The sequence below is a fragment of the Mesorhizobium sp. YL-MeA3-2017 genome (assembly GCF_030814575.1).
In the GTDB taxonomy this organism is placed as follows: domain Bacteria; phylum Pseudomonadota; class Alphaproteobacteria; order Rhizobiales; family Rhizobiaceae; genus Mesorhizobium; species Mesorhizobium terrae.
In genome coordinates this window covers 4946395-4966025 of record NZ_JAUSVH010000001.1, presented here as the reverse complement: position 1 = coordinate 4966025, position 19631 = coordinate 4946395, and the positions used below count along the sequence as shown (strand labels likewise).

Sequence of the window (19631 nt, the reverse complement as noted above, 5' to 3'; positions counted from 1 at the left end):
ATGTCGGGCTTAGAATTCGATCGTTTGGCGCGACGCCAGGATCTTTTGCAGGATCGGCAATCCGGTATCGGCCGGCACCGGCTCGCCACCGGTCAGCCAGGGCATCAGCACCGTATCGGAGATTTCGAGGAGCCTTTCATATTGGTCAATCTCGTCGGCGGTCAAGGCGGCGATCTCGCGCTCCGCGAAGTTGCCGAGAATCAGGTCCACCTCAAGCATGCCGCGATGCCAGGAACGGAACAGAAGTTTCTTGCGGCGCGGGTCCAGATGCTCGTTCGTCCGCTCTGCATTCAATGCTGTCGTTGCGGTCATGGTGGCGGCGTCCCTCACTGGCAGGGGCGATATAGCGTGGATAGGAGGCGGTGTCAGCCTCGCAACGCCTGACCGCGTACGGCTCATGCCAGCAACTGCCCAATCGGCCGCTTGGCAGGCCGACTGTGACCGCGCTCACAGTCGTGCCGGCGATTTTCTGGTCATCTGCGCCAGCAAATCAGCCGCATCCGTCTCACAGCAACAGGGAGTATGAACATGGTCAAGGCAACCACCATCAAGACACCCAGTAAGACCGCTGTTTCCAGCTTGAAAAGCACAGACGTCAAGTTCGGCGACAGTTTTATCAGCGACCCGTCCAAGGCCCTGAAGGCCAAGGGCCTGGTCATTTCCGACGCCGAGGCATCACGGCTTTCACGCGAAGTCGAAAAGCTGAGAGCGCGCCCCGGTGGCGGCTTGGCGGGGTCGGCGGCCGCTGAAACCGAAGTCACCGTGTCGGTCGGCGTCAAGTTCTGACCGACGCTTAAGCCTGGCCGGCGAAATTCCGGCCAGGTCAAGAGAACCCGGCATCCGTCCGTCGTCCCAAGCCTTCCGCGCCGCCAGCCGGTGCGGAAGGCTTCGCCAAAAACCGCGCAGGTGCACAATGTTCGACGCTGACTATAGAATGGCCGACATCCTGGTGATCGTGCCGCCCTTCGCCAGCCCCGACCGGCCGGCACTCGGGCCCCATGTGATCGCGGCGCGCGCCGAACAGGCCGGCTACCGGGCAAAGGTTCTCTACGCCAACCTCTCTTTTGCCGGCCGCATCGGGGTGCGGCGCTACCAGAAACTTTGCGGAACGCCCACCGGGCTCCTGATCGGGGAGCGGATCTTTGCCCGTGCCATGTTCGGAGCGCGGGCGGACCGCCGCATGGAACCCGAGGTCGAACGCGCCATCGCCGACGCGACCGGTCCGTCGGTCGTCACGCTCGACTGGCTGCAGAATGCGGCCGAGCAATGGACCGATGCCTTTGCCGACAATCTGGCGAAGATGCCGGCGCGGATCGTCGGCTTCAGCACCGTCTTCGAGCAGACGCTGGCGGCACTATCGATCGCTAAGCGAACCAAGGCGGCCGCGCCGGACAAAATCTTCCTGCTCGGCGGCGCCAATGTCGACGGCATCATGTCGGAAGGCATCCAGCCGCTCGCAGGCTCGATCGACCACATCTTCTCGGGCGAGAGCGATGTCACCTTCGTGAATTTCCTCGACGGCCTGCATGAGGCGAAGCCGACCCCGGACAGGATCATCCGGGGCGAGCCGCTGGAAGCGCTCGATGAATCGCCGACGCCCGACTATGACGACTATTTCACGCAGCTGGCGCAGACCGTGGGCTGCGACATCCATCCCGACGGGTTGCGCCCCGAAGAAATCTGGCTGCCCTACGAAACCAGCCGCGGCTGCTGGTGGGGGGCGAAGCAGCATTGCACCTTCTGCGGCCTCAACGCGAACGGCATGCAGCACCGCCAGAAGTCGGCCGAGAAGGCATTCAGCGAGCTCACCGAACTGGTCGCCCGGCACAAGGCGACGCGGATCATGATGGTCGACAACATCATGCCCCATTCCTATTTCTCGACCCTTTTGCCGGAGCTGGCCAAGGCCGAGAACAAGGTCGGCATCTTCTACGAGCAGAAGGCCAATCTTTCCTTCCAGAAGATGAAACTGCTGAAGTCGGCGGGGGTCGAGCGCATCCAGCCCGGCATCGAATCGCTTGCGACCTCGGTGCTGAAACTGATGCGCAAGGGCAGCACACTCAAGATCAACCTCGACTGCCTGCGTTTTGCCCGTGCGCTGGGCATTGAGGCGGCATGGAACCTGCTGACCGATTTCCCCGGCGACGAGGACGCCGCTTATGAAGCGACCGCCAAGCTGATCCCGCTGCTCCAACACCTGCAGCCGCCGGTAGGGGTCGGCCAGCTCAGCATCGAACGGTTCAGTCCGTATTTCGACAAGCGGGACGACTACAAGATCACCAATGTCCGTCCCATACCGGCCTACGGGCTGGCCTTCCCGGCGATCGAACGCGCCGACGACATGGCCTATCATTTCATCGGCGACTACGATTCCAGCCTGAGGCGAAGACCCGACCTTGCCCGGCGTCTGGGCGACGGCGTCGCGGCCTGGAAGGCGGCGTGGGCGCCGGACCGCACCATGCCGGTTTTGTGCGTTCTCGACCTGTCGCCCGGCCGTTATTTGATGATCGACACCCGCGCCTGCGCCCATGTCGACGCCGAAATCCTCAACGAGGCAACCATGGCGGCTTATCTCTCCGGGATCGGAGAGGACGCCGTTTTGAAGCGCGCACTGGATTGGGGCTATCTGCACGACGACCACGGGCTGCTGTTGCCGCTGGCAACCGCGTCCGAAAATCTGTTGGAGCGGTTTGAAACGCGGGCCGGCGCGGGCAGATGCGACCCAGCTTCGGCTGGTCCGACGCAGACAGGGTTCGTGATGCCCAAGGGAGCGACAGCACCATGATAGAACCCTGTCGGCGACGGACAGTCGGCCCCACTTGCAGTTCCCTGTGGTGCCGGCTGCATACGGCTTGCGCAAACAGCGGGTTCCGCGCTTATTGCAGGCCATGCGCCCTTCGCTGCTCGATCCGTTATTCTCGCCCATCACCGCGCTTGCCGGCGTCGGGTCGAAGGTCGCCGCCCTGATCGAAAGGGTGGTGCCGGCCGATCTTGGCGACCGTGACGCACGCGTCGGCGATCTTCTGTTCGTCCTGCCCAATACCGTCATCGACCGGCGCAACCGGCCGGGTATCGCCTATGCGGCCGAGGGCGCGATCGTGACGCTGGATGTGCGCATAGACCGCCACCAGCCACCGCCGCGCGGCAACAAATCGGTGCCCTACCGGGTCTACGCCCATGACGATACCGGCGAGATCGCGCTGACCTTCTTCCATGCCCATGCCAGCTATCTGGAAAAGGCGATGCCGGAAGGCGAACAGGTGGTGGTGTCGGGCCGCATGGAGTGGTTCAACGGCCGCCCGAACATGGTGCATCCCGACCACATCGCTCTGGCCAGCGAAGCCGGCAGCCTGCCGCTGGTCGAGCCGGTCTATCCGCTCACCGCCGGGCTTTCGACAAAGGTGTTGCGCCGTGCCATCGGCCAGGCGGTGGGCCGCGTGCCGACGATGCCGGAATGGCAGGACGGCGCCTTCATGCGACGCCATACTTTTCCGGCCTTCACTGCCGCGCTCGACCGCGTGCACAACCCCGAAAGTCCACTCGATGCCTTGCCGGACAGCGTCGCCTGGCGTCGGCTTGCCTATGACGAATTCCTTGCCGGCCAGGTGTCGCTGGCGCTGGTGCGGGCCCGCGTCAGGAAGCTTTCCGGCCAGCCGCTGACCGGCAGCGGCGCGATCCTCGAACAACTGCGATCCGCCCTGCCCTATTCGCTGACCGGTTCGCAGGAAACGGCGCTTGCCGAAATCCTGTCCGACCTTGCCGCGCCCGAACGCATGCTGAGGCTGCTTCAAGGCGATGTCGGTTCCGGCAAGACAGTGGTGGCGCTGCTTGCCATGGCGCACGCGGTCGAAGCCGGCGGCCAGGCAGCACTGATGGCGCCGACCGAAATCCTGGCACGCCAGCACCTCGCCACCATCCAGCCGCTGGCGGAGAAGGCCGGCCTCAGGACAGCCATCCTGACCGGACGCGAAAAGGGCCGCGAAAGGACCGAGACCTTGGCCGGTCTTGCCGACGGCACGATCGACATCGTCGTCGGCACGCATGCGCTGTTCCAGGAGGCCGTCGCCTTCAAGAACCTGGTCTTCGCGGTGATCGACGAACAACATCGCTTCGGCGTGCACCAGCGCCTTGCCATCACGGCCAAGGGCGACGCACCCGACATGCTGGTGATGACGGCGACGCCGATCCCACGCACGCTGGTGCTGACCGCCTTTGGCGACATGGATGTGTCGAAACTCACCGAAAAACCGGCGGGACGGCAGCCGATACGAACCGTGACTTTGCCCCTGGAGCGGCTCGACGAACTGGTCGGCCGCATCCGCGACGCGGTGGCGGAAGGCCAGAAGATCTACTGGATCTGCCCGCTGGTCGAGGAATCGGAAGAGATCAAGCTGATGTCGGCGGAAGATCGCTTCGCCTCGCTGAAGCCCGTCTTCGGCGAGCGGATCGGCCTCGTGCACGGCCGCATGAAAGGGGCCGAGAAGGACGAGGCGATGCGCGCCTTCAAGGAAGGCGAGACACGCGTTCTGATCGCCACCACAGTGATAGAGGTCGGCGTCGACGTGCCGGACGCCACCATCATGGTGATTGAGCACGCCGAGCGCTTCGGCCTTGCCCAGTTGCACCAGTTGCGCGGCCGCGTCGGGCGCGGTTCGAAACCGTCGAGCTGCGTCCTGCTCTACAAGGACCCGCTCGGCGAAACGGCTAAACGCCGGCTGTCGGTGATGCGCGAGACCGAGGACGGCTTTGTCATCGCCGAGGAGGACCTGAAACTGCGTGGCGAAGGCGAACTGCTCGGCACGCGCCAGTCCGGTACGCCGGGATTCCAGGTGGCGCGCATCGAGGCGCATGCCGATCTTTTGGAAGCCGCGCGCGACGACGCAAGGCTGATCCTGACGCGCGACCCGGAATTGCAGGGCGAACGTGGGCAAGCGCTCAGGTTGCTGCTTTATTTGTTCGGGCGCGACGAGGCGGTGCGGCTCTTGCGGGCCGGCTGAGGCAAGGTGCCGGCCGGCGGGTTGGCAAGATCGATCAAGCGCCCGTCCGGTCCCTTGATCTTCTTCTTGGGGTCAGGCGCGACGAGACCGGCCGACACGATCAGCCGCGCGCCTTCCTCGATGGTCATGTCGAGCATGACGATCTCGGATTTGCGGACATACATCAGGAAGCCGGTGGTCGGGTTGGGGGTGCAAGGCATGAAGACGCCAAGCAGCGGGTCGCCCTCCACATCGAGCTTCTCGTTGATCTCGGTGTGTTTTTCGCCGGCGACGAAGACCAGCGACCAGACATCCTTGCGCGGGTATTCGACCAGTCCGACTTGCCGGAACATGTCGTTCCTGTTGGACAGGACGGTTTCGAAGATCTGTTTCAGCGAACCGTAGATACCGCGCACCAGCGGCATGCGACCGAGCAGGCGCTCGCCGAAGCCCACCACGGCGCGGCCGACGATGTTGGCTGCCAGGAAACCGATCAGCGTGACGAGGATGAGCGCGACAATCAGCCCGAAACCGGGCACCGGGAACGGCAGATAGGTATCGGGACTGTAGCGCGCCGGGATATAGGGTTTCACCCAGGAATCGACCCAGCCCACGAACGACCAAGCGATATAGGCGGTGATCGCCAGCGGCGCGCAGACGACGAAACCGGCGAGGAAATAGTTCCTCAGACGGGCCATCGCCGAGGTCTTGTGGCTGTCGGACATACGATGCTCGGTGGATTGTGCGCTGCACTTATCTTAGAGCATCAAGTCATCTGCCCGACAACCGATATTGCGTTGCGACCTGCTGCCGACGTTTGCCGGAGGCGCCCATGCGGGTCGCTCCGGCACAGAGCGCGGCACTTCTTGTGCGACGGGCTACTTCAGCGTTTCGATGACGCAGATGAAGCGCGTGGGGTCGGCAAGGGGCTGCTTGATCAGACCGTTCGACTTCAGCCGAACGACCCGGTCGCCAACAGTGTCGGCCTCGTTGCCACCGACAGTGCGGACATAACGCCCGCTTCCGTCGGAACCTTCCTCGACGACGACCGCGGAATGCGATTCGTAGGCGTGATTTGCCGCCGCGTGCGCGAAGTCGAAATGGTTCCCGTTGCGGTTGTTTTGGATGATGTCACCGATCTTCGGGGCGTAACTGACGATGGGCCGTCCCCGGAAAACGCCGGTTTCGGCCTTGCCGTTCTTGATCGCCTGGAAGACGAATTCGGAATGCCTGGGCGCGAAACGGAACTCCGACGACGTTGCACCGGCCGATTTCACGAAAAAGGACACGAAAACCGCCGACCAAGGCGTGCTGACGCCTGGAAACCCCAGACCAAGGTCGCCCCAGTATTTTCTGATCCGCGTCGCCATCCTCGACGTCGTCTCATGATGGCCACCGTAATTGTCGTACTCGGCCTCCGCCAGCGAGGCCAGTTTGGTCGCAAAAGCTGTCGCCATGTCGATCCCCCTCTCCTGAAAAGAAGGATGATATTCGGATCATCAGCAATTTCAACTATTAGTTACATAATTCAAATATATGCGTCTTTAGATTGTAGTCCTGCCGCAGGGCATTGCGTAGGCTGAATTACGGAACTTCGATCGAAACGACAAAGCCGTCGCGGCGCGAGGGCTTTGGAAAGGAGACAGCTTGGTGAAAAGCGGAGCCCCAGAGAGGGCTACTCCACCGTCACCGACTTGGCCAGATTGCGTGGCTGATCGACGTCGGTGCCCATGAACACGGCGGTGAAGTAGGCCAACATCTGGACGGGCAGCGCATAAAGGATCGGCGCGATGATTTCGGGCACGTCGGGCAGCACGATGGTATCGATGGTGTTGACTGTCGATTTCTCGGCACCCTTCTTGTCGGTGATCAGGATGATCTTGCCGCCGCGCGCCGCCACTTCCTGCATGTTCGACACGGTTTTTTCGAAGATGCGGTCGTAGGGCGCGATGACGACGACCGGCATGTTCTCGTCGATCAGCGCGATCGGGCCATGCTTGAGCTCGCCGGCGGCATAACCCTCGGCGTGGATGTAGGAGAGCTCCTTCAGCTTGAGCGCGCCCTCCAGGGCCAGCGGGAAATTGGTGTCGCGGCCGAGATAAAGCACGTCACGATGATGGGCGAGGTCGCGCGATACCTTTTCGATCTGCTCTTCCAGCTTGACGACCTGGCTGGCGAGGCGAGGCGCCTCGGCCAATTGCTTGACCAGCTTCTGCTCTTCGTCCGGCGAGATGTGTCCACGCGCCACGCCGGCACGCACCGCAAGCGCTGCCATCACCGAAAGCTGGCAAGTGAAGGCCTTGGTCGAGGCGACACCGATCTCAGGACCGGCCAGCGTCGGCAGGATGACGTCCGCCTCTCGCGCCATGGTCGATTCGCGCACGTTGACGACGACGCCGATCGGCACGCCTTCCTTGCGGCAATAACGCAGCGAGGCCAGCGTGTCGGCCGTCTCGCCCGACTGCGACACGAACAATGCCGCGCTGTTCTTCGACAGTGGCATTTCGCGGTAGCGGAATTCCGAAGCGATATCGATGTCGACCGGCAGGCGCGCCAGACGTTCGAACCAGTATTTGCCGATCAGGCCGGCCAGATAGGCCGTACCACAGGCCGAGATCGCCAGACGATCGATCTTGGCGAAATCCCAGGGCAACTCCAGCGCCTTGGCCTTGCCGTTGGTGAAGTCGATGTAGTTGCCGAGCGTGTGGGAGATGACCTCCGGCTGCTCGTGGATTTCCTTGTGCATGAAGTGGCGGTGGTTGCCCTTGTCGACAAGGAACGAGGTGCCGATCGACTGCTGGCGCTTGCGCTCGACCTTGTTGCCGTCCATGTCGAAGATGGCGATCTCGTTGCGACGCACAACCGCCCAGTCGCCATCCTCCAGATAGGTGATGGAGTTGGTGAACGGCGCCAGCGCGATGGCGTCCGAGCCCAGATACATCTCACCTTCGCCGTGGCCGACGGCGAGCGGCGGGCCGTTGCGGGCGCCGACGATCAGGTCCTCGTCACCCTTGAACATGATGGCCAGCGCAAAGGCACCCTCCAGCCGTTTCAGCGCCTTGTGGGCGGCTTCGACCGGCTTGGCGCCTCGCGCCATTTCGCGCGAGACGAGATGCGCGACGACTTCGGTGTCGGTCTGCGAAGCGAAGTTGTAGCCGTCGGCGATCAATTCATCGCGCAATTCGGCGAAGTTCTCGATGATGCCGTTGTGGACGATGGCCACGCCGTTGGAGAAATGCGGATGCGCATTGGTTTCGTTCGGAACGCCGTGCGTCGCCCACCGTGTGTGGCCGATGCCGATGGTGCCGTCGAGCGGTTCGGCGTGCAGCTTGCGCTCAAGATTGACCAGCTTGCCCTCGGCGCGGCGGCGCGCGAGCTCGCCGTGTTCGATGGTGGCGACACCGGCGGAATCATAGCCGCGATATTCGAGCCGCTTGAGCGCGTCGACGATCAACGGTGCGACAGGCGTGTGTCCGACAATTCCAACAATTCCGCACATGAGGGATGCCCCGATTCCTTGCGACCAAAACCCGGTCGCTGTTTAGTCGACCGCCACAGCTTGAGAAAATCACATTGCGTTTCGACCAGTCTTTTGACTTAGCCCGCCGCTGTGGCCTCGTAAGACAAGCGTTCCGTCAAGTCCAGCGGCGAGAAACTCTCACTTCTTCGCGGCGGAAGCTTGACGCGCGCGCAACTCCTTGCCCTTTCCAGGCAAGGTTTTCTGGCGCGCGCGGCCGAAAGCCAAAGCATCTTCTGGCACGTCTTCCGTAATCACGCTGCCCGAAGCGACGTATGCGCCGTTGCCGAGCTTGAGCGGGGCCACCAGCGACGAATTCGAGCCGACGAAAGCGCCCTCGCCGATATCGGTGAAGAATTTGGAGTAGCCGTCATAATTGCAGGTGATGGTGCCGGCACCGATGTTGGCGCCGGCGCCGATGCGCGCGTCGCCGATATAGGTCAGGTGATTGACCTTGGCGCCAGCCTCGATCCTGGCGTTCTTGACCTCGACGAAGTTGCCGACCTTGGCCTTGGCCGCAAGGTCCGCGCCGGGGCGCAGCCGGGCAAAGGGCCCGATATCGGCACCGGTTGCCGCTGTCGCGCCCTCGATATGGCTGAAGGCATGGATCTTGACGCCGCCGGCTATTTTGACGCCCGGGCCGAAGACGACATTGGGTTCGACGACCGTATCGGGTCCAAGCTCGGTATCGTGCGAAAAATAGACCGTTTCCGGCGCGATCAGCGTGACGCCCGACAGCATCGCCTGTTGGCGGCGGCGCTTCTGCCAGATCGCTTCGGCCTCGGCGAGCTCGGCGCGGTTGTTGATGCCGAGTGCATTCTCGAAGCCGGCCTCGGTCGCGACCACATCGAGGCCCTTCGCTCCGGCGATCTCGACGATGTCGGTGAGGTAATATTCGCCCTTGGCATTGGCGTTGCCGACCGCGTCCAGCAATTCCAGCGCATGCCGGCCCGAGACCGCCATCATGCCGGCATTGCAGAAGCCGATCTTGCGCTCCTCGTCCGTGCAGTCCTTTTCTTCGCGGATCGCCACCAGCTTGCCGGCTTTCTCGATCAAGCGACCGTAGCCGGCTGGGCTCGGCGGACGGAAGCCGATAACCACGACGGCCGCGCCGGCGGCAAGCTTCGCCCGCGCCTCGCCAAGAGCCGCGGCGTCGATGAGCGGGGTGTCACCGAACATGACCAGGATGTCGTCATACCCCTTGGCCACCGCATCGCGCGCGGCCAGCACGGCATGGGCGGTTCCCAGGCGCGGTTCCTGCACGAAGGTGCCCGCGCCAGGCGCGAATTTCGCCGCCGCCTTGCGCATCTCGTCGGCGCCATGGCCGATGACGAGCGCCAAATCCGTCGCCCCCGCCGCCTCCGCCGCCTTCACGACATGGGCGACCAGCGGCAGCCCGGCGATCGGATGCAGGACCTTGGGCAGCGCGCTTTTCATGCGCGTGCCCTCGCCGGCGGCAAGGATAACGGACAGGCAGGTTCTAGAGGTCATGAGCAGCTACCGATGGAGAAGAGGTGGAAGCCTTCTAGCATCGGCGCGATATGGTACCAATACGGTTAAATTCCGAGATGCCGGTTAGAGCGCCGGCGTGACAGGCCGGAACTCTAACCCAAGCGGCCGAGGGCCGGAAAATTCTCCAGAAGCCAATAGGCCATCACCTGCACGCCGCCGGTCAGGAAGAAGACGCCGGCAACCACAAGCAAGGCGCCGATCGCCTTTTCGACACGGCCGAGATGCAGGCGGAACTTGCCGAGGAAGCGCATGAAGGCACCGGAAAACAGCGCCGCGATGAAGAAAGGAATGCCGAGGCCGAGCGAATAGGCGGCGAGCAACAGAGCGCCCTCGCTCATCGTCTCGCGCCCGCCGGCAAGTGTGAGGATCGGGCCGAGCACCGGGCCGATGCACGGTGTCCAGCCAAAGGCGAAGGCCAGGCCCATGACATAGGCCGCTACGGCGCTGGCCGGCTTGCCCTGCGACTGGAACCTTGCTTCGCGCGACAGGAGCGGAATGCGCACGATGCCCAGGAAATTCAGCCCCATCAAGATGATGAGCGCGCCGGCGATCATCGCCAGCGGTTCCTGGTAGACACGCAACAACCTGCCGATGGTCGAGGCGCCGGCGCCAAGCGCGACGAAGACCGTGGAGAAGCCGAGCACGAAGGCGATGGAGGCGATCAGCAATGCGCCGCGCGCGCCGGCCTTGGCGGCGATGCCGGCATTACCGCGGAAATCGTCGACCGAAACGCCCGCCATATAGCAGAGATAAGGTGGCACCAGCGGCAACACGCATGGCGACAGAAACGAAATCGCCCCTGCCCCGACTGCGCTGATATAGCCGATGTCCAATGCCATTCGCCGCTCCGTCCGATGCGAACGACGATATAGCGTTCCAAGCGCCCAGGCTCCAATCACCATTCTGTGGCAAGTCAGCGCAGAGCCTACTCGATCAGGTCAAACCAATGGGAGGAAAGCCAGCCCCTCGACAGCCGTCGTTCAGGCGTTGCCTTTGCGCCTCACAGGGTAGACCCGTGCCGGCCGCTCGTTTCGAATGATGTCTCCCGCTTCGATATAAGCCATCTCGATGAGATAGGTCAGCATGTCGAAACGTTCGGCTTCCGCCATGCCGCGCAGTTGGCCGAGCATCGCATGCATATAGTCGAGTGTATCCGTGCGCCCTTGCGGATAAGATTGAGGCATCGACAGAACCTTCCCCCTGCAGCGAAACTGAATTCAGCTTCATCGGTCCGCGACGTTCGACTTCGCGAAGGCTACACAGCGGACCGTCCGGACAGTGTATTATGACAATCTAAAATTGCAATATTGATGCATAACACCCAAAAGTTGCATCGCGTTGTAAGCCGCCAATTTACCCCCGCCTCTTGACCAGACTGAAAAGCACGGCCATTTGACGGGCGGATTTTCAGCTTCCCGCGCCACGGTTCCCGGTTTGGCGCCGCACAGGAATGCAGTCGCACATGGACGTCGTCGTCGTCGAATCGCCGAACAAGGTCAAAAGCATCAACAAATATCTGGGCAAGAACTACAAGGTTCTGGCCTCGTTCGGCCATGTCCGTGACCTGCCGGCCAAGGACGGTTCGGTGAAACCCGACGATGACTTCGCCATGTCGTGGGCAGTCGACACTGCCTCCGCGAAACGCCTGTCCGAACTCGCCAAGGCGGTGAAAGAAGCCGACGGCCTGATCCTCGCCACCGACCCGGATCGCGAAGGCGAAGCCATTGCATGGCACGTGCTGGAAGTGCTGAAGCAGAAGAAGGTGCTGAAGGACAAGCCGATCAAGCGTGTCGCCTTCAACTCGATCACCAAACAGGCGGTGCTCGACGCCATCGCCAACCCGCGCGAGATCGATCCGCCGCTGGTGGATGCCTATCTGGCACGGCGTGCGCTCGACTATCTGGTCGGCTTCACGCTTTCGCCGGTGCTGTGGCGCAAACTGCCCGGCGCCCGCTCTGCCGGTCGCGTGCAATCGGTCGCGCTGCGTTTCGTCTGCGACCGCGAGGCCGAGATCGAGCGCTTCGTGCGCGAGGAATACTGGCAGATCGCCGCCATCCTCGGCACGCCGCGCAATGAAAACTTCGAGGCACGGCTAACCGCCTTCGACGGCAAGAAGCTGCAGAAGCTCGACATTTCCTCGCAGGCCATGGCCGACGACATCAAGACGATGCTCGAAGGCGCTTCGTTCCGGGCACTGTCGGTGGAAGCCAAGCCGACCAAGCGCAATCCGGGACCGCCCTTCACCACCTCGACGCTGCAGCAGGCCGCGTCGTCGCGGCTCTCCTTCTCGGCGCAGCGCACCATGCAGGTTGCCCAGCGCCTCTACGAAGGCATGGACATCGGCGGTGAGACCACCGGCCTGATCACCTATATGCGAACCGACGGCGTGCAGATGGCGCCGGAGGCGATCGCCGCCGCCCGCGATGCCATCGTCAAGGAATTCGGCGCGAAATATCTGCCGGAGAAACCGCGCCACTACACCACCAAGGCCAAGAACGCCCAGGAAGCGCACGAGGCGATCCGCCCGACCGACTTCAACCGCACGCCGGCCGAGATGCGCAAATTTCTCGATGCCGACCAGGCCAGGCTCTATGAGATGATCTGGAAGCGAGCGATCGCCAGCCAGATGCAGCCGGCGGAGATCGAGCGCACCACGGTGGAGATCGAGGCGAAGAACGGTGCGAAGACCGCCGGTCTGCGCGCGGTCGGATCGGTCACCCGCTTCGACGGCTTCATCGCCGCCTATACCGACCAGAAGGACGAGGATTCGGAGGACGAGGAAAATCGTCGTCTGCCCGAAATCCGCCCCGAGGAAACGCTGAAGCGCGAACAGATCAGTGCCACCCAGCATTCGACCGAGCCGCCGCCGCGCTATTCGGAAGCCAGCTTCATCAAGAAGATGGAAGAGCTCGGCATCGGCCGGCCGTCGACCTATGTCGCGACGCTGAAGACGCTGGAAGATCGCGATTACATCAAGATCGAGAACCGCAAGCTGATGCCCCAATCCAAGGGCCGGCTGGTCACGGCCTTCATGGAAGGCTTCTTCGAGCACTATGTCGAATACGACTTCACCGCCTCGCTCGAGGAGAAGCTCGACGAAATCTCCGACGGCAAGCTCTCCTGGAAAGACGTGCTGCGCGACTTCTGGAAGGATTTTTCCGGTGCAGTCGACGGCATCAAGGAACTGCGTGTCACCGAGGTGCTCGATGCGCTGAACGAGGAATTGGCGCCGCTGGTTTTCCCCGAGCGCGAAGACGGCTCCAACCCGCGCATCTGCCCAAAGTGCGGCACCGGCAACCTGTCGCTGAAACTCGGCAAATTCGGCGCTTTCGTCGGCTGCTCGAACTATCCCGAATGCGGTTTCACGCGCCAGCTCGACGGGCCGAACGGCAATGGCGAGAACGGCGCGGTCGAGGACGGCACCAAGGTCCTCGGCAAGGACCCGTATACGGCAGAGGAAATCACCCTGCGCTCCGGCCGCTTCGGACCCTATGTCCAGCGCGGCGAAGGCAAGGATGCCAAGCGTTCCAGCCTGCCCAAGGGCTGGGCGGCGGCGTCGATCGACCACGAGAAGGCGCTGGCGCTGCTTTCATTGCCGCGCGATGTCGGCCAGCATCCCGAAACCGGCAAGATGATCTCGGCGGGCCTCGGGCGCTATGGACCGTTCGTGCTTCACGACGGCACCTACGCCAATATCGAAAGCATCGAGGACGTGTTTTCTATCGGCCTTAACCGCGCCGTTTCGGTGCTGGCCGAGAAACAGTCCAAGGGCAAGGGTGGACGCAATGGCGGCACACCGGCGGCCCTGAAGGAGCTTGGCGACCATCCGGCCGGCGGCGGCAAGATCACCGTGCGCGACGGCAAATACGGTGCCTATGTCAATTTCGGCAAGATCAATGCGACCTTGCCCAAGGACAAGGACCCGCAATCGGTCACCATGGACGAGGCGGTCGCGCTGATCGCCGAAAAGGAAGCCAAGGGCGGCGGTGGCAAGAAGCCATTCCGCGGCAAGAAGAAGGGGTAAGACATTGGCGCGCAGGATCTCCGGACGAAGCCATGGCGATCCCCGCGCTGCCGATACCCGCCGGGGGCCGCGCGACCAATATCGCCCCTCCCGTGACGAGATCCTGCGTTACATCGCGGAAAATCCCGACCGCTCGGGCAAGCGCGAGATCGCCAAGGCCTTTGCACTGCGCGGCGACGATCGCGTCTGGCTGAAGGAGCTGCTGCGCGACCTCCAGGACGAGGGCCTGCTGGAGCAGAAACGCAAGCGTCATATTCGGCCCGGGGCCTTGCCCCATGTGACCGTGCTCGACGTGATTGGCCGCGACGACCAGGGCGGCCTTATCGGACGGCCAGCCGAACATCAGGGCAATGGCGAACCGCCAGTGGTCTCGATCCGCGCTTCGCGCGGCGGCCCGGTGGCCGGCATCGGCGACCGCGTGCTGGCCAAAACCTTCCCGACCGACGAGGTCAGCGGCCCCGCCTACACGGCGCGGATCATGAAAGTGTTCGAGAAACGCAGCGATGCGGTGCTCGGCGTCTTCCGCGTGCTGAAGGACGGGACTTTCCGCATCGAGCCGGTGGAACGGCGCCAGCCCGAACTGATCGTCGACAAGGAATTCCAGAACGGCGCCAAGCATGGCGATCTGGTCGAGGTCGAGCCTTCGCGAGCCGGCCGCTATGGCCTGCCGCGCGCCAAGGTGCTGACGGTGCTGGGTTCGCTGACCAGCGAAAAAGCGGTCTCGATGATCGCCATCCACGCACACGACATCCCGCATATCTTCCCCGCCGATGTGCTGGCCGAAGCCGAAGCGCTGAAGCCGGTGACGCTGCAGGGGCGCGAGGATTGGCGCGACCTGCCGCTGGTCACCATCGACCCGGCCGACGCCAAGGACCATGACGACGCCGTCTATGCGATACCGGACCCGGATGAGCATAATCCCGGTGGCGTGGTGGTGACCGTGGCCATCGCCGATGTCGCCGCCTATGTGCGGCCGAACTCGGCGCTGGACCGCGAAGCGCTGAAGCGCGGCAACTCGGTCTATTTCCCGGACCGGGTGGTGCCGATGCTGCCCGAGCGCATCTCGAATAATCTGTGCTCGCTGCGCGAAGGCGAGGACCGGCCGGCGATTGCCGTTCGCATGACGTTTTCGGCGGAAGGGCGAAAAGTCCGGCATACATTCCACCGGGTAATGATGAAATCGGCGGCCAAGCTTGCCTATCCGCAGGCTCAGGCGGCAATCGACGGCGCAACCGACGAGAAGACCAGCCCCATCCTCGACGGCGTGCTCAAGCCGCTATGGGACGCCTATGCAGTACTGAAGCGCGGCCGCGACGCGCGCCAGCCATTGGAACTCGACCTTCCCGAACGCAAGATCCTGCTCAAGGAAGACGGCACCGTCGACCGCGTCGTTGTTCCGGAGCGGCTGGATGCGCACAAGCTGATCGAAGAATTCATGATCCAGGCGAATGTCGCCGCCGCTGAAACGCTCGAGGCAAAAAAACAGGCGCTCGTCTACCGCATCCATGACGGACCGACGCTGGCTAAGCAGGAATCGCTGCGCGAATTCCTGCAGACACTTGGCCTGTCGCTGGCCCGCGGGGCACAGATGCGGCCAAGCCAGTTCAATTCCATCCTGGAACGCGTTCGCGGCGCCGACAATGAAGCGCTGGTCAATGAAGTCGTGCTGCGCTCGCAGAGCCAGGCCGAATACAACCCCGACAATATCGGCCATTTCGGCCTGAACCTGCGCCGCTACGCGCATTTCACCTCGCCGATCCGCCGCTATGCCGACCTGATCGTACATCGCGGACTGATCGCCACGCTCGGCCTCGGGCCGGACGGGCTGACGCATGGCGAGGAGGAAAGATTGGCCGAGACCGCCGCGCTGATTTCGGCGGCGGAGCGCCGCGCCATGGCGGCGGAACGCGAAACCGTCGATCGCCTGATCGCGGGCTATCTGGCGGAACGGATCGACGAGCGCTTCGACGCGCGCATTTCAGGCGTGACCAAATCAGGACTTTTTGTCCAATTGCCACAATTTGGCGCAGATGGTTTTATCCCGGTGTCGTCTCTGGGTGACGATTACTATGTGTATGACGAAACGGCGCGTTCGCTTTTCGGAGAACGCAGCGGCAAGGGATATCAGCTCGCCGACCGGGTAGAAGTTCGCCTGGTCGAGGTGGCGCCAATGGCTGGCGCCATGCGCTTTGAAATGCTGAGCGCTCCCAAACCCCTGCCCGGCTCGAAACGATCGTTCCACAAGGCAAAGGGCCGCGCCCGCGCCTCGCAATCGCGTTCAGGATCGCGCGGCAGGAGACGATGATGCAACAGCAGGTTTTCGGTGGCCAACAGCAATCCGCGAGGGTAGTCCGCCCGCTTTGGCCGGCGCTGAAGCGCGGCTTTTTCTGCCGTTGCCCGAACTGCGGCGAAGGCAAGCTGTTCCGCGCCTTCACCAAGACCTTCGACAATTGCCAGGTCTGCGGTGAGGAATTCCATCACCATCGCGCCGACGACCTGCCGGCCTATCTGGTGATCGTCATCGTCGGCCACGTCGTCCTTGGCGGTTTCATGGGCGTGGAAGCCACCTCGACGCTGACCACGTGGCAGCATCTGGCGATCTGGGCACCGTTGACCGTCATCATGTCGTTGGCGTTGCTGCAGCCGATCAAAGGGGCCGTCGTTGGCCTGCAATGGGCCTACTACATGCACGGCTTCGGCGGCGAGGTCGACCATATCGAGGGGCATCCCGAGACTTGAGCCCGGGCTGGCGTAATCGCCAGCCGACGCGAACCTCTTTAATTTGACATGAGTTTCCGCTAGGTCGGTCGCATGCGAGGTATGACCAAGGCGGAAGTCGACAAGGCCGAGCGCAACGATGTGGCGCTTGGCGAGGGGCCGAAGCGTCCGCGCGATGCCGCGACCCTCATTCTGCTCGACCGCAAAGGCAACGATTTCCACGTGCTGATGGGCCGCCGTCATGCCGGCCATGCGTTCATGCCCGGCAAGTTCGTGTTTCCCGGCGGCCGCACTGACCCCGCCGACAGCCGCGTGCCGGTGGCAACGCAATTGCATCCGCAGGAACAGGCCAAGCTGACGGCAGGCGCCGGACGTACCGGCCCGGTCCGCGCTCGCGCCATTGCATTGTCAGCCATCCGCGAAACTTACGAGGAGGCCGGGCTGCTGATCGGCCGCAAGGGCGCGCTCACCACCGGCAAGCGCGACTGGCAGGGTTTCGTCGAGCACGGCGTGCAGCCCTCCCTGGAGGCCGTGCGCTTCATTGCTCGCGCCATTACGCCGCCCGGCCGCGTGCGCCGCTTCGACACACGTTTCCTGGCGGCATGGCGCGACGACGTCGCCGTTGCGCTGCCGGATGGCGGGCCGACCAACGAACTCGAAGAGCTGGTCTGGCTGCCGGTCGGCGAGGCCAAACAAGCAGACATTCCGACGATCACCCGAACTATCCTGGAAGAACTCGAGAAGCGCCTTCGCGACGATCCGCTGTTGCGGCCCGGCGGCGCGGTGCCGTTCTACAGGATGCTCCACAACCGCTTCGTGCGCGAAGTACTTTAACACGAAAATCTTCCAGCTATCGGACATCGCATGACGGTCGAAACCAAGTCGCAGGACGAGGAGAGCGTACACTGGCTGCCGATGATCGCGGCCATTTCCTCGATCAGCGTGGTCGGCATCGCCATCGGCCTCGGCATGCCGCTGCTCAGCGTCATCCTGGAATCACGCGGTCATTCGGCGTCGATGATCGGCCTCAATACCGCCGTGGCCGGCCTCGCCTCGATCGCAGGCGCACCGCTGGCGACACCGATCGCCACGCGCCTCGGCGTCGCCTGGACCATGCTGATTATGATCGCCGCCGGCGCGCTCGCCTTTGTCGGCTTCCATTTCGCGACCGCGTTCTGGATGTGGTTTCCGTTGCGCGTGGTGCTGCATATCGCGCTGACGGTCCTGTTCATCCTGTCCGAATTCTGGATCAGCACTTCGGCGCCGCCGAAGCGGCGCGGTCTGGTGCTGGGTATCTATGCCACTGTGCTGTCGCTGGGTTTCGCCGCCGGGCCCTGGCTGTTCTCGCGAATCGGCAGTTCCGGTTTCCTGCCCTTCGGCGTCATCGTCGTACTGGTGATGATTGCCGCGATACCGGTCCTGGCAGCCCGCAAGGAAAGCCCGCCCATCCGCGCCGAAGGCGAGGAGACCAGTGGCTTCCTGCAATATATCTGGCTTGTTCCCACGGCCACCGCGGCCGTCCTGGTGTTCGGCGCCGTGGAAACCGGCGGTTTCGCGCTGTTCCCGGTCTATGGCAACCGTATCGGCTATTCCGAGGCGGATGCAGCACTTCTGCTGACCATGATCGGCCTCGGTAACGTGCTCTTGCAGATACCGCTTGGCATGATCAGCGACCGGGTCGGCGACCGCCGCTACCTGTTGTTGATCTGCGCCGCCGTCGGGCTGCTCGGCACACTGGTGATGCCGCATCTTGCGCAGAACTGGTACCTGATGGCGGCCCTGCTGTTCGTGTGGGGCGGCGTCGTCGCCGCGCTCTACACGGTCGGCCTTGCCCATCTCGGCTCGCAGCTTTCAGGACATGAACTGGCATCCGCCAACGCCGCCTTCGTGCTTTGCTACGGTGTCGGCATGGTGCTGGGGCCACAGGCGATCGGCATCGGCATGGACGCTTTCGGCCCGTCCGGCTTCGGCGGCGCGCTGTCGCTGTTCTTCGCCGCCTATATGGTGCTGGCGATCGGGAGGCTCGCGTTCAGGCGGGGACCCGGCTAGAGCCGTCAGGGCAACGGACGCGCCTTCAGCCACAGAAACAGCGGCATGCGGACCCAGTTCTGCAGCCCCGCCCATTGCGAGCCGGTGTCTGGAACAGGCTCCCGCAGCGCGGTGATGGCAAGACCTGCCTCCTCCAGCGCGGCCATGTAGTTCTGCAGAGGCTGCGACCAGCCGGCGAAGCGCATGCGCAGTCCGTCGCGTTCTTCCGCGCCCTCGAAATGCTCGCGGCCGAAATAGGTGCCGTCAACCACGAAAGGCATGCCCGGCCGTTCGCGATCGAACCGGCCGCGATCGGCGAAGGGATGCACGATGGAGACGAACAGCGTGCCGGATGGGCGGAGCACGCGCCGCATTTCCGTCACCGCGGCCGGAACATCCTCGACATCCATGAGCACATTATAGGCCATGACGAGATCGAAGCTGGCGGCTTCGAACGGCAAGGCGTTTGCGGGGGCAACTTCGTAGCGATCAGCCGAATCGGCGCCCCGGGCAGCGGCAACGAACGCCGCCACCGGGTCCGTCGCGGTTACGCGATGGCCGCATTCCTTGAGGAGCCTGGAGACCCGGCCTTCGCCGCAACCGACTTCCAGCGCTTCGCCCGTGCCCTGCCCGACAAATTCGCGCAAGGCGGGCCGGTAGGCCCAGAAGGCATCGTGGTTGGGCGCACGAGCCCATTCGATCCACTCGGCAGCGACTTCGGACCAATGGTCGTGATCTTTCCTGCTCATCCGAGGCTCCATGCTGGTGGGGTCTGAGGCGATCAGCCGTGATTGCTCAGTCGCGCTCCTCGCACAACCAACCAAATCGGCCTCAAGGATGTTCCAGAAGCGGGAAT

16 protein-coding genes are annotated in these 19631 nt (G+C 63.4%); 8 read left to right on the top strand and 8 right to left on the bottom strand.

What is annotated here, in order from left to right; translation table 11 throughout:
* Positions 1-9: 9 nt before the first annotated feature.
* Positions 10-312, bottom strand: a complete 303-nt coding sequence (locus QFZ88_RS23365) for a succinate dehydrogenase assembly factor 2 (protein WP_024923861.1) — start codon at positions 310-312, stop codon at positions 10-12.
* 216 nt (positions 313-528) lie between these two features.
* On the opposite strand from QFZ88_RS23365, the gene QFZ88_RS23360 reads away from it, so the two are divergent.
* From QFZ88_RS23360 to recG, 3 genes are all read left to right on the top strand, one after another.
* Positions 529-786, top strand: coding sequence for a hypothetical protein (locus QFZ88_RS23360; RefSeq protein ID WP_137900408.1), 258 nt, complete (start codon positions 529-531; stop codon positions 784-786).
* A gap of 127 nt (positions 787-913) precedes the next feature.
* On the top strand, positions 914-2785 hold the full coding sequence (locus QFZ88_RS23355; protein ID WP_024923863.1) for a RiPP maturation radical SAM C-methyltransferase: 1872 nt from the start codon (positions 914-916) through the stop codon (positions 2783-2785).
* Positions 2786-2888: 103 nt separating this feature from the next.
* On the top strand, positions 2889-4997 hold the full coding sequence (recG, locus tag QFZ88_RS23350; RefSeq protein ID WP_024923864.1) for an ATP-dependent DNA helicase RecG: 2109 nt from the start codon (positions 2889-2891) through the stop codon (positions 4995-4997).
* Here the strand turns inward: recG and QFZ88_RS23345 are convergent.
* The 6 genes from QFZ88_RS23345 to QFZ88_RS23320 form a co-directional block, all read right to left on the bottom strand.
* Positions 4949-5701: a DUF502 domain-containing protein gene (locus tag QFZ88_RS23345; RefSeq protein WP_024923865.1), complete on the bottom strand. Its 753-nt coding sequence runs from the start codon at positions 5699-5701 to the stop codon at positions 4949-4951. The genes recG and QFZ88_RS23345 overlap by 49 nt on opposite strands.
* A 153-nt stretch (positions 5702-5854) precedes the next feature.
* Positions 5855-6433, bottom strand: coding sequence for a DUF2272 domain-containing protein (locus tag QFZ88_RS23340; protein WP_024923866.1), 579 nt, complete (start codon positions 6431-6433; stop codon positions 5855-5857).
* Positions 6434-6651: 218 nt separating this feature from the next.
* Positions 6652-8475, bottom strand: a complete 1824-nt coding sequence (gene glmS, locus QFZ88_RS23335) for a glutamine--fructose-6-phosphate transaminase (isomerizing) (RefSeq protein WP_024923867.1) — start codon at positions 8473-8475, stop codon at positions 6652-6654.
* A gap of 159 nt (positions 8476-8634) precedes the next feature.
* Positions 8635-9984 carry a bifunctional UDP-N-acetylglucosamine diphosphorylase/glucosamine-1-phosphate N-acetyltransferase GlmU gene (gene glmU, locus QFZ88_RS23330; protein ID WP_024923868.1) on the bottom strand — a complete coding sequence of 450 codons (1350 nt, stop codon included), beginning with the start codon at positions 9982-9984 and terminating at the stop codon, positions 8635-8637.
* A gap of 113 nt (positions 9985-10097) precedes the next feature.
* Positions 10098-10844: a cytochrome c biogenesis CcdA family protein gene (locus QFZ88_RS23325; protein ID WP_024923869.1), complete on the bottom strand. Its 747-nt coding sequence runs from the start codon at positions 10842-10844 to the stop codon at positions 10098-10100.
* Between the two features lie 141 nt (positions 10845-10985).
* Complete coding sequence (locus tag QFZ88_RS23320) at positions 10986-11189, bottom strand: hypothetical protein (protein ID WP_024923870.1); 204 nt, start codon at positions 11187-11189, stop codon at positions 10986-10988.
* 278 nt (positions 11190-11467) lie between these two features.
* Here QFZ88_RS23320 and topA point away from each other — a divergent pair, with 278 nt between their 5' ends.
* The 5 genes from topA (at position 11468) to QFZ88_RS23295 (ending at position 18796) form a co-directional block, all read left to right on the top strand.
* Complete coding sequence (gene topA / locus QFZ88_RS23315; protein WP_024923871.1) at positions 11468-14029, top strand: type I DNA topoisomerase; 2562 nt, start codon at positions 11468-11470, stop codon at positions 14027-14029.
* A 4-nt stretch (positions 14030-14033) separates the two neighbouring features.
* Positions 14034-16334, top strand: a complete 2301-nt coding sequence (gene rnr, locus QFZ88_RS23310; protein ID WP_024923872.1) for a ribonuclease R — start codon at positions 14034-14036, stop codon at positions 16332-16334.
* Positions 16334-16768 (top strand): DUF983 domain-containing protein, encoded by a 435-nt coding sequence (locus QFZ88_RS23305; RefSeq protein WP_024923873.1) that lies wholly within the window; start codon positions 16334-16336, stop codon positions 16766-16768. The genes rnr and QFZ88_RS23305 overlap by 1 nt, the downstream gene beginning before the upstream one ends.
* Positions 16769-16840: 72 nt before the next feature.
* Positions 16841-17581 carry an NUDIX hydrolase gene (locus QFZ88_RS23300; RefSeq protein WP_024923874.1) on the top strand — a complete coding sequence of 247 codons (741 nt, stop codon included), beginning with the start codon at positions 16841-16843 and terminating at the stop codon, positions 17579-17581.
* 30 nt (positions 17582-17611) lie between these two features.
* Positions 17612-18796, top strand: a complete 1185-nt coding sequence (locus tag QFZ88_RS23295) for an MFS transporter (RefSeq protein ID WP_024923875.1) — start codon at positions 17612-17614, stop codon at positions 18794-18796.
* Positions 18797-18801: 5 nt separating this feature from the next.
* Here QFZ88_RS23295 and QFZ88_RS23290 read toward each other — a convergent pair whose 3' ends face one another.
* Positions 18802-19524, bottom strand: a complete 723-nt coding sequence (locus QFZ88_RS23290; protein WP_036253919.1) for a class I SAM-dependent methyltransferase — start codon at positions 19522-19524, stop codon at positions 18802-18804.
* Between the last annotated feature and the right edge of the window lie 107 nt (positions 19525-19631).

Excerpts from the sequence above, each read along its gene's own strand:
- QFZ88_RS23295 (WP_024923875.1), top strand. The coding sequence starts at position 17,612 with ATGACGGTCGAAACCAAGTCGCAGGACGAGGAGAGCGTACACTGGCTG.
- QFZ88_RS23345 (WP_024923865.1), bottom strand. The coding sequence starts at position 5,701 with ATGTCCGACAGCCACAAGACCTCGGCGATGGCCCGTCTGAGGAACTAT.
- recG (WP_024923864.1), top strand. The coding sequence starts at position 2,889 with ATGCGCCCTTCGCTGCTCGATCCGTTATTCTCGCCCATCACCGCGCTT.
- QFZ88_RS23355 (WP_024923863.1), top strand. The coding sequence starts at position 914 with ATGTTCGACGCTGACTATAGAATGGCCGACATCCTGGTGATCGTGCCG.
- QFZ88_RS23325 (WP_024923869.1), bottom strand. The coding sequence starts at position 10,844 with ATGGCATTGGACATCGGCTATATCAGCGCAGTCGGGGCAGGGGCGATT.
- QFZ88_RS23360 (WP_137900408.1), top strand. The coding sequence starts at position 529 with ATGGTCAAGGCAACCACCATCAAGACACCCAGTAAGACCGCTGTTTCC.
- QFZ88_RS23365 (WP_024923861.1), bottom strand. The coding sequence starts at position 312 with ATGACCGCAACGACAGCATTGAATGCAGAGCGGACGAACGAGCATCTG.
- glmU (WP_024923868.1), bottom strand. The coding sequence starts at position 9,984 with ATGACCTCTAGAACCTGCCTGTCCGTTATCCTTGCCGCCGGCGAGGGC.
- topA (WP_024923871.1), top strand. The coding sequence starts at position 11,468 with ATGGACGTCGTCGTCGTCGAATCGCCGAACAAGGTCAAAAGCATCAAC.
- QFZ88_RS23320 (WP_024923870.1), bottom strand. The coding sequence starts at position 11,189 with ATGCCTCAATCTTATCCGCAAGGGCGCACGGATACACTCGACTATATG.
- QFZ88_RS23290 (WP_036253919.1), bottom strand. The coding sequence starts at position 19,524 with ATGAGCAGGAAAGATCACGACCATTGGTCCGAAGTCGCTGCCGAGTGG.
- QFZ88_RS23340 (WP_024923866.1), bottom strand. The coding sequence starts at position 6,433 with ATGGCGACAGCTTTTGCGACCAAACTGGCCTCGCTGGCGGAGGCCGAG.
- QFZ88_RS23305 (WP_024923873.1), top strand. The coding sequence starts at position 16,334 with ATGCAACAGCAGGTTTTCGGTGGCCAACAGCAATCCGCGAGGGTAGTC.
- QFZ88_RS23300 (WP_024923874.1), top strand. The coding sequence starts at position 16,841 with ATGCGAGGTATGACCAAGGCGGAAGTCGACAAGGCCGAGCGCAACGAT.
- glmS (WP_024923867.1), bottom strand. The coding sequence starts at position 8,475 with ATGTGCGGAATTGTTGGAATTGTCGGACACACGCCTGTCGCACCGTTG.